General features: G+C 74.2%; 13 protein-coding genes. 11 read left to right on the plus strand and 2 right to left on the minus strand.

Features of this window, described 5'->3' with window-relative positions; translation table 11 throughout:
• Positions 1-44 precede the first annotated feature (44 nt).
• Positions 45-2,102 carry an FUSC family protein gene (locus tag AB0P17_RS25680; RefSeq protein WP_365814271.1) on the minus strand — a complete coding sequence of 686 codons (2,058 nt, stop codon included), beginning with the start codon at positions 2,100-2,102 and terminating at the stop codon, positions 45-47.
• A gap of 389 nt (positions 2,103-2,491) precedes the next feature.
• On the opposite strand from AB0P17_RS25680, the gene AB0P17_RS25685 reads away from it, so the two are divergent.
• Positions 2,492-3,208, plus strand: coding sequence for a hypothetical protein (locus AB0P17_RS25685; RefSeq protein ID WP_365814272.1), 717 nt, complete (start codon positions 2,492-2,494; stop codon positions 3,206-3,208).
• 91 nt (positions 3,209-3,299) lie between these two features.
• On the opposite strand, the gene AB0P17_RS25690 is transcribed toward AB0P17_RS25685, so the two are convergent.
• Entirely contained in the window at positions 3,300-4,055 is a 756-nt protein-coding gene (locus tag AB0P17_RS25690) for an alpha/beta fold hydrolase (RefSeq protein ID WP_365814273.1), read from the minus strand.
• A 261-nt stretch (positions 4,056-4,316) separates the two neighbouring features.
• Between AB0P17_RS25690 and AB0P17_RS25695 the strand changes: the two genes are divergently transcribed.
• The 10 genes from AB0P17_RS25695 to AB0P17_RS25740 form a co-directional block, all read left to right on the plus strand.
• Positions 4,317-5,165, plus strand: a complete 849-nt coding sequence (locus AB0P17_RS25695) for a metallophosphoesterase (protein ID WP_365814274.1) — start codon at positions 4,317-4,319, stop codon at positions 5,163-5,165.
• On the plus strand, positions 5,162-5,845 hold the full coding sequence (locus tag AB0P17_RS25700; RefSeq protein ID WP_365814275.1) for a 4'-phosphopantetheinyl transferase superfamily protein: 684 nt from the start codon (positions 5,162-5,164) through the stop codon (positions 5,843-5,845). The genes AB0P17_RS25695 and AB0P17_RS25700 overlap by 4 nt, the downstream gene beginning before the upstream one ends.
• 290 nt (positions 5,846-6,135) lie before the next feature.
• Positions 6,136-7,104 (plus strand): glycosyltransferase family 2 protein, encoded by a 969-nt coding sequence (locus tag AB0P17_RS25705; RefSeq protein ID WP_365814276.1) that lies wholly within the window; start codon positions 6,136-6,138, stop codon positions 7,102-7,104.
• 87 nt (positions 7,105-7,191) lie between these two features.
• The gene (locus AB0P17_RS25710) at positions 7,192-8,721 is read left to right on the plus strand and encodes a DUF6056 family protein (protein ID WP_365814277.1); all 1,530 of its coding nucleotides are present in this window, start codon (positions 7,192-7,194) and stop codon (positions 8,719-8,721) included.
• Positions 8,722-8,788: 67 nt separating this feature from the next.
• Positions 8,789-9,166 carry a hypothetical protein gene (locus tag AB0P17_RS25715; protein WP_365814278.1) on the plus strand — a complete coding sequence of 126 codons (378 nt, stop codon included), beginning with the start codon at positions 8,789-8,791 and terminating at the stop codon, positions 9,164-9,166.
• A gap of 68 nt (positions 9,167-9,234) precedes the next feature.
• Entirely contained in the window at positions 9,235-9,885 is a 651-nt protein-coding gene (locus AB0P17_RS25720) for a DUF6629 family protein (protein ID WP_365814279.1), read from the plus strand.
• A gap of 100 nt (positions 9,886-9,985) precedes the next feature.
• Positions 9,986-10,387 (plus strand): hypothetical protein, encoded by a 402-nt coding sequence (locus AB0P17_RS25725; protein WP_365814280.1) that lies wholly within the window; start codon positions 9,986-9,988, stop codon positions 10,385-10,387.
• A 179-nt stretch (positions 10,388-10,566) separates the two neighbouring features.
• Complete coding sequence (locus AB0P17_RS25730; protein ID WP_365814281.1) at positions 10,567-11,322, plus strand: beta-glucanase; 756 nt, start codon at positions 10,567-10,569, stop codon at positions 11,320-11,322.
• A 149-nt stretch (positions 11,323-11,471) separates the two neighbouring features.
• On the plus strand, positions 11,472-12,191 hold the full coding sequence (locus tag AB0P17_RS25735) for a VOC family protein (protein ID WP_365814282.1): 720 nt from the start codon (positions 11,472-11,474) through the stop codon (positions 12,189-12,191).
• A gap of 119 nt (positions 12,192-12,310) precedes the next feature.
• A partial coding sequence (locus AB0P17_RS25740; protein WP_365814283.1) for an FAD-dependent oxidoreductase occupies positions 12,311-12,960 on the plus strand: 650 nt, incomplete at its 3' end.

Here is a 12,960-nt window from a genome sequence, read left to right on the forward strand (position 1 = left end):
ACACACCGTCGGGCCCGGGCGGGCCGAGGTCGGGCCCGGGCGGGTCAGGCCGCCGTGGTCAGGGCCCGGATCCCGTGGAGATGGGTCACCACGTCCCGCAGGGAACGGCACCGGCTCGGGACCGGCGGCAGGGCCGCGGCGGCCGGCGGGCGGCCCTCCTCCAGCGCGTCGGCCGTCGCGGCCAGCGCCCGGATGACGTCCCGCGCCTCGGCGGCCGACGGCAGCGGGACGCCCTGTTCGACCCGTACGGCACAGGCGGTCGCCGCCTCGACGATCCGCTCCGCGCGCGCCACCACCGCCGCCCAGTCGTGGCGGTGGGTACGGTGCGGCCCCGGCAGCTCCGCGGCGGCCGTCTCCGCCGCGGCCCGTGCCTCCGCGAGCGCGCGGTAGGCGGCGTGCCGCAGCGCGATGCCGGCGGCGTCGCCGCCGCGCGGCGGGACCGGTGTCCCCGCTCCGTGCGGGGCCCGCGGAGTGCCCGGCGCGCCGCCGTCGGACGGTGTGTCCAGTACGTGGCGCAGGTACCGCTCCGTGCAGCGCAGCGCGACCGCGAAGCGGTGACCGACCCGTACCCGGGGATCGGTGAGGTGCGGAAGGTGCCCGACGAGCAGCACGATGGCGCAGGCGAGCCCGGTGTCCAGCAGCCGCGCGGCGGTCGCCTCGGTGTCCCCGGCCGCGTACAGGAACGCCAGGACGAGCAGGGTGACGACCGCGGTCTGGAAGCCGAAGTGCCGGGTGGCCACCGGGATCAGCGCCCCGCCCGCCACCACCACGCCGAGCACCCACCAGGGTCCGCCGAGGCCCGTGGCCACCGCCGTGACCAGGGTGAAGACCAGCACCCCCGCCGCCGTGCCCACGACGCGGTTCACCACCCGGGAGAAGAGCGGGCCCAGGTCGGGCTTGACGAGGAAGGCGGCCGTGGCGGGCAGCCAGTACCAGTGCGTCTGGTGGAGGCTCAGGGCGACGGCGGCGCTCACGGCGACGCACAGCGCCACCCGCAGCCCGTTCTCCCGGCGCGCCGGGGCGAACACCCGGCCCGGCCGCCGGAGAACGGCGCGCGGAGCGCGGGGCCGGGTGACGGCGATCCCGTACGGCAGGGGCCTCCCCTCCGGTTCCGTACGGTCGAAGGCGACCGCGGCGTCCAGCAGCGCGCGGTCGAACGCGCCGCGCTGGACCGTGTCGGAGGCCGGGCTCGGCAGGGCGCCGGGCGCCGCGTCCGCGCGGACGGCCGCGGCCAGCCTGCGGGGCCCCTCCGCCACCTGGCGGGGCAGCGGCCTGCCCTCCCAGAGCAGCGCTATCCCGGCCTCGCACAGCGCCGTCGCCGCGCCGAAGCGGGTGACGATCCGGTGGACGGCGGCCGGGCCACCGCCGCGCGCCCCGGCCGGCCGGGACAGCAGCCGCATCAGGCGCACCGACTCGTCCGCGCGCTGCTGGGCGGCGGTCAGCCGGCGCCGGGCGGCCCCGGCGTCCGGCCCGCCCACGGCGCGCAGCGCGTCGGCGAGCGCGTCGAAGACGGCGGCGACGGCCTCCCGTTCCCCGTCCCACCGGGCCCCGCGGCGCAGGCCGGGAGCGCGCAGCAGGAACCGGAGCAGCAGCAGCCAGGCGGCGCCACCGAGGTAGCAGGACGCGTTGAGCCAGGCGGGGCCCGCCAGGGGCATCCCGGCTCCGATGGACGCGGTGACGAGCAGTTGCGTCGCCGCGGCCGACCACACCGGACCGGCGACGCTCAGCGCCCCGGAGAGCCAGCCCACCACGAAGAGGGCAGGCACGGCGGCCCACCGGCCGCCGGTGTCCGCGAGCAGGCCGCCGCACAGCAGCCCGAAGGCACCGGCGACGGCGGGCAGGCCGATGTGCACGACACCGGTACGGCGGGTGCCGGGGCGGTCGTTGACGCCGGCGAGCATCGCGCCGAGCCCGGCGAGCACGGCGGGGCCGGGACCGCCGGTCAGCACACCGAGCGCGAGCAGCGGGCCGGCGCCGAGCGCGCCGCGGATCACGGCGGCCCGGGGGATGGGTCCCGAGTGCCAGCCCAGCGGGTGGCTGAGCCAGGCGGGCACGGCGGAACGGCGGGCGGAACGCGCGCGGCGTGGGAGGGAGGCGGTCACGAGTCTCCTGGGACAACCGGTCGGGGGGCGAACGGACCGGCGGGCAGCGGTGACCGCACCTCTCCGACCGTAACAGCACACCTGGCCTTTCGAGTCGCCGTTCCGTTACGGGCAGATGTCCTTCCGTACGGGATACCTGCCACCACAGCGCGCCACACACCTCTCACGGGTCCCACCACCGGGGCGCTCACCTGCGGCCCGCCCCCGTCGCCCCAATGTGTTGATTCCGCTAACTGACGTATTTACAGGGCGAGTTCGGGCCGTCCGTAAGGATGAGCGGCAGCAGTTCACACGTTCTCACCACAACACGACACACCGCAGGGCCTAGGCTTCACCCCAGAGGCGGCCGACGGGGGCAACGGCGGCGGCCAGAACGAGAGGGCGACACCATGACAACCACACCCACCACACCGGGCAGCATCGAGGCGACCACGGCGCTTCTCCGCTCGGAACTCCCGCAGTTGGAATCACACCAGCAGACGCTGGAGAAGGAACTGGCCACGGTCACCGAGCGGCTGGAGTCGGTGCGTACCGCACTGGGCGCGCTCCAGGCGCTCTCCCCCGCGCCGGAGGCCGCCGAAGCGCTGCCGCCGGTGGCCGCGCCCGCGGTGCCGGAGCAGCGGGCGGTGACACCGGAGCCCGTGGCGGAGGAGGCACCGGCCGAGGAGGCGCCCGCCGCGACGGCCCCGGCGCCCGCACGCGGAAAGGCGCGCGCGACCGCCAAGGCCACGAAGGCGGCGGCCGGTTCCGAGGCCGACGCGGAGGCTCCGGCCGGGACCAAGGCGGAGACGCCGGCCAAGGCGCCGAAGGAGACCAAGCGCCGCCCGGCGAAGAAGACGCCGCCGGCCAAGTCCGCGAAGAGCGCCGCGAAGAAGGCGGCTCCCGTCGCCGGCGATCAGCAGGGCGCCGGGCTGACGGACCAGATCCTCGCCATCCTCGCCGCGGCGGGCGGCGACCCGGTCCGGGCCCGTGACGTGGCGGCGCAGCTGGGGCGCGACGGTACGCCCGGCAGCATCAACGCGGTACGGAGCACCCTCGACCGGCTGGTCGGCACCTCGCGGGCGCACCGCGCCGGGCGCGGTCTGTACCAGGCGTCCGGCAGCTGACGGTCGTCGCCGCATCCGGTGTCCGTGCCGCCCGCGCCCCTGGACGGACCGGCGGTGGCCGTGGCCACCGCCGGTCCGCACCGGGCGCGGCTCAGGCGACGGACGCCAGATGCTCCCGCAGGGCCGCGGTCACCGCGGGCGCCTGCGGGCCGAGGTAGAAGTGCCCGCCGGGAAACACCTTCAGGTCGAAGGCTCCCGTGGTGTGCTGACGCCACTCCTCGGCTTCCTCCACCGAGGTCTTGGGATCGCTGTCGCCGGTGAACGCGGAGATCGGAGCACGGAGCGTGGCACCCGGTTCGCACCGGTATGTCTCGATGGCCTCGTAGTCACTGCGCAGGGCCGGCAGGATCATCCGGAGGATGTCCTCGTCACCGAGGAGCGCCGCGTCCGTCCCCGACATCGACTTCAGCTCGGCGACGATCCCGTCGTCGCCGCGCAGGTGCACGTTCTCGTCCCGGACGCGCGACGGGGCGCGCCGCCCCGAGGCGAAGACGCGGGAGAGCTCACCGCCGTCGGCCTCGAAGCGCCGTGCCACCTCGAAGGCGAGGACGGCGCCCATGCTGTGCCCGAAGAACGTCGTCGGCCTGGCGCCGAGCCGCCCGCGGACCGCGGCGTAGATACGGTCGGCCATCACCCCGATGTCACGGGGGCCGGCCTCCTCGCGCCGGTCCTGGCGTCCCGGGTACTGCACCGCGAACACCTCCGCCACGGAGGAGAGTTGTGCGGAGAGAGGGAAGTAGAAGGAGGCCGAGCCGCCCGCGTGGGGGAAACAGAGGAGCTGGCCGCGGCTGCGCGGCGCCGGATGGAAGCACCGGACCCAGCGGCTCGCTTCGGTGGACGTCGCCATCGTTTCGCATCCTCCTGAAATCCGGGTACGGACCGAGGAATCCGGGCCGCCGACGGGCGGGACCGGAGGCCGGCTCCACTCTACTGCGGCGGTGCGCCGCACGTCCGCGCAATCGTCAGGGCCTGAGATCGCGCACACGCGGGCGGACTTCCCCCGGAACGCCCCTGATCCACTCCCTGTCGCGGCCCCGGAGCCGTAATCTCGCAGGGGGAACACCGGTGCCCGGACCGGTGTTCGAGCCCGATCCAGAAGGACGGTACCGTGCCCGACGGAAAACTCCTGGCGGTCAGCGATCTGCACATCGCGTACGAGGACAACCGCGCGCTGGTCGAGGGGATGCGCCCGGACTCCGACGAGGACTGGCTGATCGTCGCGGGCGACGTCGCCGAGAAGTACGCCGATGTCGCCTGGGCCCTGCGCCTGCTCAGCGAGCGGTTCGCCAAGGTGGTGTGGGCGCCCGGCAACCACGAGTTGTGGACGCACCCGAAGGACCCGTGCGATCTGCGCGGCGAGAAGCGCTATCTGCATCTGGTGGAGCTGTGCCGGGAGTTGGGCGTCGCCACCCCCGAGGACCCGTATCCGGTGTGGCGCGGTGCGGGCGAACCGGTCGCGGTCGCACCGCTGTTCGTGCTCTACGACTACTCGTTCCGGGCCCCCGGCGCCACCACGACGGAGGAGTCGCTGCGCGTGGCCCACGACGCGGGCATCGTCTGCACCGACGAGTACTTCCTCCACCCCGACCCCTATCCGGGCAGGGACGCGTGGTGCCGGGCACGGGTCGAGGAGACCGAGCGGCGGCTGTCCGCCGTCGATCCCGGACTGCGTACGGTCCTGGTCAACCACTTCCCGCTGGTACGGCACCCCACCCTCATCCTGCACCACCCCGAGTTCGCGCAGTGGTGCGGCACGGAGCGGACCGCGGACTGGCACACCCGGTTCCGCGCCGCCTCCGTCGTCTACGGACATCTGCACATCCCCCGCGTCACCTGGCACGACGGGGTGCGCTTCGAGGAGGTCTCGATCGGCTATCCGCGCGAGTGGGGCAAACGGCCGCCGAGGACACCGCTGCGGGAGATCCTGCCCGTACCCGACGACCGGAGCGCCTGGTGATCGAGGCGATCCTGCCCGCCGCGGTCGCCTGCGAGGCGGCCTACGACGACCCCGCCCCCGGGCCCGGCGAACTGCTGTACGCGCAGGAGCGCGAGCGGATCGCCAAGGCCGTGCCCAAGCGGCAACGGGAGTTCACGACCGTACGGCTGCTGGCCCGCCGCGCGCTCCTGCGGCTCGGGCAGCCACCCGTCCCCCTGCTGCCGAGCCCCCGGGGCGCGCCGGGCTGGCCCGACGGGATCGTCGGCAGCATGACGCACTGCGACGGGTACCGCGCCGCCGTCGTGGCACGGGCGGACGGGACGGCGTCGGTGGGGATCGACGCGGAGCCGGACGCGCCGCTGCCGGAGGGCGTGCTGGACGTCGTCGGGCTGCCCGGCGAGACCGAGCAGGTCATGTCCCTGGCGGAGCGGCACCCGGGGACGAGCTGGGACCGGCTGCTCTTCAGCGCCAAGGAGAGCGTCTTCAAGGTCTGGTACCCGCTGACCGGGACCGAACTGGACTTCTCCGAGGCGCGGATCGACATCGACCCGGTCGAACGGACCTTCCGCGCGGAGCTGCTGGTGCCGGGACCGCTGGTCGGCGGCCGGCGCGTCGACGCCTTTCCCGGCCGCTGGACCGCGGGACGCGGCCTGGTGGCCACCGCGATCCATCTCCCGGCGCCACGGGAGCCCCTCGCCTGACGGGACGCGGACCGGCCTCCCGGACGGTGCGGCACGAAAGCGCCGCACCGTCCGGCATGTCCCGTTGAGATGAAGATCGCCTCATCCTATGGTTGCCACCGGCAACGGACATGCGGCACGGACCGGAGGAAGCAGCGTGGACGCGATGCGGCGACGGAATCCCGGCGAGCGGACAGCCGGGTAGTACGCGGTGAACTCCCACTCCTTCCACGGCGGCATATCCCGCTGATTCCTCCGCCCCGCCCTTCCCGGGCGCGACTGTCGCATCAGCCATGTGGAGTGGGATGACCATGCTTCAGGTTTCCATCGTCGTACCGTGTTTCAACGAGAGCGAAGTCCTCGGTTCCTTTCACAGCGCGCTGCTCGCCGCCCTCGAACCGACCGGGCAGACCTTCGAGATCTGCTACGTGGACGACGGCAGCACCGACGGGACCCGGCTTCTGCTGAGCGGACTGGCCGGTGCCGATCCGCGGGTCCGCTACAACTCCTTCAGCCGCAACTTCGGCAAGGAGGCCGCCATGCTCGCGGGGCTGCGGATGTCCCGCGGCGACGCGGTGGTCCTGATGGACGCCGACCTCCAGCACCCGCCCGACCTCGTGCCCCGCATGCTGGAACTGCACCGGCACGGCTACGACCAGGTCGTCGCGCAGCGCGACCGCGCGGGCGAGGGCGCCGTGCGCACCGCGCTCAGCCTCGCCTACTACCGGCTGGTGCGCCGCTGCATGGAGGTCGAAGTCGTCGACGGGGCCGGGGACTTCCGGCTGCTCTCGCGCCGCGCGGTGGAGAGTGTGCTCTCGCTGCCCGAGTCCAACCGGTTCTCCAAGGGAATCTTCTCGTGGATCGGTTTCGACACGGCGAGCTTCACCTACCGGAACGTACGGCGAGCCGCGGGAACCTCGAAGTGGGGCGGCCGGAACCTGCTCAACTACGGGATCGACGGGCTGCTCTCCTTCAACAGCCGCCCGCTGCGCCTCGCGATCCACACCGGACTGTGGCTCTTCCTCTCCGCGCTGGGATACGCCCTGTGGATCATCGGGAACGTGGCGCTGAACGGTGTGGACGCGCCCGGCTACACCACTTTGATCACCGCCGTCGTGGCGCTCAGCGGGATCCAGCTCGCGACGCTCGGCATCGTCGGCGAATACGTGGGCCGCATCTATCACGAGGCGAAGCACCGCCCGCACTACATCGTCCGCGAGACGGAACAGTCCCGTACCGGACCGAGGAACACCGGTCCGAGGAACAGGGCCGCCCTGTAGCCGGCCGGAGCCGTCCCCGCCTTCCTTCCAGTCCTCAGCCCTCAGCTCTCAGTCCCCAGCCCTCAGCTCCGAAAGGCGGTGGTGCGCATGGCCACGGGCGCGTCGAGCGTCACCCTCCCCGGCGAGCCGGCCGGGCGATCCGCTCCCGGGACCGTTCCCGTCCCCGCCCCGGAGACCGGGAAGAGGCGGTCCGCGCGCGGGTGGGCGGCGTACGGACCGCCCGCCCTCGCGGCGCTGCCCCTCGGTCTGCTGGCGATGGCGGCCTGGCTCGGCCGCCATGTGCGCCCCAGCGCGGACGACTGGTGCTTCCTGCCCGAGGTGCGCGACCACGGCATCACGGGGCTGATCGGGAAGTTCTACGGCACGGACAACGGCCGGCTCGGCAACGGACTGCTGGTCGGGCTGTACGCGAAGCCCGGTGTGGCGGGACACCAGTGGTTCGCCGCGGTCAGCGCCGTCGTCATGCTGGCGCTCCTGTGGGGAGCGGTCCGTACGCTGCTGGGTCTGACCGGGCGTACGGCGCCGCGCGGTGTCCCGCTGCTCGTGGCCGCCATGACGGCCGTGGTCTTCCTCTTCCCGACGCTCAACATCTACAAGACCTTCTACTGGCCCGCCTCGTCGGTCTCGCACACCGTCGCGCCCGTGCTGGCCTGCGCGGCGGTGATCCCCCTCGCGTGGGCGCGCTCGCGCCGGGGCCGGCGCGCCGCCCTGGCGGCCGTGTTCGCCGTCGGCTGCTTCCTCGGCACGCTCTCCGAGGAGACCTCGGCCGTCGCCGCGGTGGCGCTGGCGGCCGGATTGCTGGCGCACCGCGGGCTCTTCGTCCCGCGCGTACGCCGGTACGCGCGGGCCTGGTGCCTGACCGGGCTCGCGGGCGTGGTGACCGGCCTGCTCGTCCTGGTCACCTCCCCGGGATCGCGGCAGCGCCGGGAGCGCTACGGGGCCCGGACCGGTGACCTGTTCGCGCCCGACTCGCTGGCCGAGTCGCTGGGCGGCTTCCTGGACATCCTGGGCACGGTCCTGACGACCTGGCAGTACGTGGGTGCCGTCGCCGCCGGTCTGCTCCTCGGGCTGCTCGTCCGGGACCGGGGCGCGCGCCCGTCGGTGCTGGGGCCCTGCCGCCCCGCCTTCCTGCTGGCCGGCGGGGCCCTGACGCTCGTCGTCGCCGGCTATCTCTGCACGGTCCTCACCTATCCGCTCTTCGGCGACGGTGTGGCCCGCGCGACGCGGACCTGGAACGACTACCTCCTGCTGTACGTGGTGCTGCTGACGGGCGCCGGCGCCCTGCTGGGGCGCGCGCTCCGGCGCGCCGGGTGGCGTACCGGCGCCGCGACGGCGGTCGGCGCGGCGGTGTGCGCCGCGTGCTGCGCCGGACTCGCCGTCCCCGTCGGCGATCTGGGCCAGGAGATGCGCGTACGGGCGGAGCGGTGGGACCACCAGGACCGGTGGCTGCGCGAGCGGGCGGCGCGGGGCGCGCGGGTGCTGCCGTACCACCCCCTGCCGATCAGCGGGATGGGCGAACCGTTCGGCGACCACGGGCACCGGCCCTGGCCCGCCCGGTGTGTCGCCGCGTACCACGGGCTGGCGCGGGTCACGTTCGCGCCGGAGGGAGTGCCGTGACGGCGGCACGGCCGCGCGGCGAAGGACCGCCCCGTGGACGGCCGTTCGCGTAGTAGAGTCGGCGCCCATGTCGAAGCCTGATCATCTGCTTGTTGACATCGCCACCACCGTGGAGTCCGAGCAAAGCAATCAGATGTCCCTCACCGTGGTCGTCCAGGGGGCCGTCATCACGGGCCGCCTGGCACCCGAAACCGTCTGGCGGGAGCGCGTCGCGGAGGTCCTGAAGGACTCCGAGCGCCTGGGCCCGTTCGCCGCCGTCTTCGAAGCGCCCGGCCGGAACACCCGCCCGCGTCCGCGCGACGAACCCCCCACCCACCTGCACTTCCATGTCGCCCGGATCCTCCAGGGCACGCTGGGCATCCCCGAGACCGGCGGCATGTACCGCATCGCCGTCAAGGACGTCAGCGCCTGGACCGTGGGGGACGTCAGCTACTACGACGGCTGAGAACCCGGCGGCTCCCCGGCCGTCGCGCCCGGCCGCTCCGTCCCTTCCGCACTACTTTGGAAGGCGTCATGTGCTGGAGCGCGACGGCCGATCTCGTGGCGGGCACCGCGATCACCGCGATCGGGGTGACCTGTGTGGCGCGTGCGCGCTCGCCTCGTGAACTGCCGCTCGCCGCGCTGCCGCTGATCCTGGGGGCACATCAGATCATCGAGTCCGCCGTATGGCGGGCCGGCGGCGGCTCCGGTCCCGCCACCCTGGCCTGGGCCGTCGTCGCCCTGCCCCTGCTGGCCGTCTGGGTGCCGGTCGCCGTGCTGCTCGCCGCCCCGCCCGGGGCGCGGCGCCGGTTGGCGGTCCCGGTGGCTGCCGGGCTCGGCACGGCCGGATTCCTCGCGTACGCCCTCACGCGCCGTACGGTGACCGCCGAGATCCGGGGCCACACCGTCGGATACGTGATCGACCTGCCGTATGCGGCGCCGCTCGTCGTGGGTTATCTGGTCGCCACGGTCGGCGCCCTGCTGCTCGGCGGGGACCGCTGGGTGCGGCTGCTGGGCGTGGCGGTGGCGGCCGGCGCGGGCCTCTGCGCGGCGCTGTGGCGCCTGGAGTACGTCTCCACCTGGTGCGCCCTGGCCGCGGTGGCCTCCGTCGTGCTGCTGCTGCGGGGACGGCCCCCGGCCGGGGTGGCGCGGAGGGCGAACGGCGGGAATCGGCCACCGGGGTGAACGCCCCGTGGCGGCGGCGCGTATCACTCTGCAGCACCCGTGCCCGCGCGGTGCGGCCCTCTCTGCCAGGGTTCCGTTCCGAGACCCAGAGGATCTGTCCATGAATGACCCCGTCAACACCTCCCTCCGCGCGCTGCCCGACGGGGAGGCCGAACTCCGTCTGGTGGTTCGGCTGGGATGGGAGGACGTCGCCTCGCTGGGGCAGGAGGCGAGCCGGCTGGCCGCCCAGATGAAACGTCCCGTCAGCCTGGACGAGGCCGCGAGCCACCGGCTGCGCACCCGGGCCGCCGCCGGTCACGCGAAGCCCGCACAGGACTGGCCGGTCGCCGCCCCGGCCTCCACGGTGTCGTCGCTGACGGCACGTACCGGCGAGCACGCCCGGCAGGCGATCGAGAAGATCAACGGCTCCGCCGCGGACCAGGCGGCGCAGCGTACGGCGCCTCCGGCGGTCCAGGCCGCCGTACCGGGCTCCGTACCGCCCCAGACCCAGACCTCGGCATGACGGGACCGCCGCCCACCCGATGGCGGAAGTCTCCGGGCCGAAGGGCGCCCGGGCCCGCGTGGCGGGTTTCCCGCGTGCCCCGCGCCTGATTGCCTGGCCCGGCGGGCAGCGCGGTCGCGGGCCCGGCAGTCGCGCCGGGTCCCGCCGGCGCGTATCCCGGCCCGGAGAAGAGGCACGTCATGGGGCACCCCGGTTCCGCACTTCTGGAGTGGCTGTCCGGCCGGCTCGGTCCCTGGCCGCGCCCGACCGTACCGGCTCCCGGCGGTCCGCCGGGGCCGGGCGGACCGCCCTGCTTCACCGCCGACTTCTCCTCGCCGCGGCAGTGGGTCGCCGGCCGGTCCTGGGCGTATCCGGGTGGCGGGCCGACCAATCCGGACGACGACAAGCTGGACCATCTCGTCACCGATCCGGAGTACAGCCGCACCGGTGTCTTCCGGGCGACCCGCCGCCCCGACGGCAACTGGGACGCGGGGCTGCTCACCACGGAGGGCAGCCCGGACGGCTTCATGCTGCGCACCGGGGACGTTCTGGAGACCCTGGTGAGGCTGCCCGCCGAAAGGGGCGCGTGGCCCGCGATCTGGACCTGGCGGGACGGCGGGAACGAGATCGACGTCTTCGAGTACCACCCGGACAACCCGGGTCTGCTGGAGCTGTCGAACCACGTCAGGGGCGGCGGGACCGCCTATGCCCACCCCTCGGTCCGGCCGGGCGCGTGGGTGAACCTGAAGGTCGAGTTCCGGGCGAGAACCGTGGTCTGGTGGGTCAACGGGATCCGGGCCTTCGCGGACGGCAGGGGCGTCGGCCGGGACTGGTCCGCCTCGCTGATCGTGAACCTGTCGGTCAGCGCCGGCCGCCACCACCCGGCGCCCGACCCGGACACGTCGGCCATGTCGTACCGGGTCGGCTTCCTGCGCGTCCACCGCGCCCGCCCCTGAGGCGCCGACATGCGCGGCGCCCCGCCCGGGTGAAGCATGGCTACGGGAGTGCCGAGCGCCGCTCCCGCGGACCCGCCGGAAGGGAGTGGACCAGAGCCATGCCGGCGTCACCACATGCCGTACCCGGGGCACCCTGCTGGGTGAGTCTGATGGCCCGCGACCTCCCGGCGGCCCAGGAGTTCTACGGCACGGTCCTGGGCTGGACGTTCCGCCCCACCGAGTTGGGTGACGCGTTCTCCGTGGCACTGTCGGGCGGCCGGGCCGTCGGGGGGATCGGGGCGCTGGCCCCCAGTCTGCAGGCCGCGGTCGCCTGGACCCCGTACTTCGCCGTGGACGACGCGGACGCGACCGCCGCGCGCATCCGGGAACGGGGCGCGACCGTCGCCGTCGGGCCCCTCGCCATGAGCACGGGCCGCGCCACCCTCGCCGCCGACCCGGACGGCGCCGTGTTCGGCTTCTGGGAGGGCAGGACCGTCCTGGGCTGGTCCGTGGGGCGGGGCGGCGGGCCCGCGCGGCTGGAGCTGCACACCCGGGACGCCTTCGCCGCGGCCATCTTCTACGCCCAGGTCCTCACCTGGGGCTCCGACGAGGGGCGGGGCTGCGAGGTGCACTACGAGGACGACCAGGTCCTGGTGCGCGACGGTGCGCACACGGTCGCCGCGCTGCGCGGCGGGGCCGTCGAGAGCGCCCCCGACCCGCAGATCCGGCCCCGCTGGCATGTCTACTTCCGGGTGGCCGACGTGCCCGCCGCCGCGGCGGCCGCGGCGGCGGCCGGGGGCGGCGTCGTCGCTCCCCCGGCCGTCTGCGCCTCGGGCGACGAGGCCACGCTCCGCGACCCGGACGGGGGGCTGTTCACCGTCGTGGCGTGAGACGGGCGCCCCGGGAGGCCCGACGCGGACCGTGACCGCCGGCTGCGACGCGGACCGTGGCAGCCGGCCGGCGCGGGTACGCCCTTCCGGGATGCGTCCCCGGCTGACAGACTCCTCCCGTGCGTGACTTCGACATGCTTGTCATCGGATCAGGTCCGGGTGGCCAGAAGGCTGCCATCGCCGCCGCGAAGCTCGGCCGCCGGGTCGCCGTCGTGGACCGGCCCCACATGATCGGCGGGGTGTCCCTGCACACCGGGACGGTGCCGTCCAAGACCCTGCGCGAGGCGGTGCTCTACCTCAGCGGGCTGACCCAGCGCGACCTCTACGGGCAGAGCTACCGGCTCAAGGACGAGATCACCGTCGCCGATCTGACCGCCCGCACCCAGCATGTCGTCGGCCTCGAAGTGGACGTCGTCCGCAGCCAGCTCGCCAGGAACCAGGTCACGCTGGTCTCCGGCACCGGACGCTTCATCGACGAGCACACGGTCGCCGTACGGAACGAGGCGGGCCAGGAGCGGCTGCTGACGGCGGATCATCTCGTGATCGCCACCGGTACGCGTCCGGCCCGCCCCGCGAGCGTCGAGTTCGACGACCGTACGGTCATGGACTCCGACAGCGTCCTCAGCATGGCGGAGGTGCCCCGGTCCATGGTGATCGTGGGCGCCGGGGTCATCGGACTCAACTACCGCCAAACACTAACACTCGCCCCGGTATGGGGCCCCGCGTCTGAAGGCTTCCTGGCCTCCAGGCGCAGGGCCGTCTCTGCACG

It is taken from the genome of Streptomyces sp. NPDC088124, assembly GCF_040685895.1.
Taxonomy (GTDB): Bacteria; Actinomycetota; Actinomycetes; order Streptomycetales; family Streptomycetaceae; genus Streptomyces.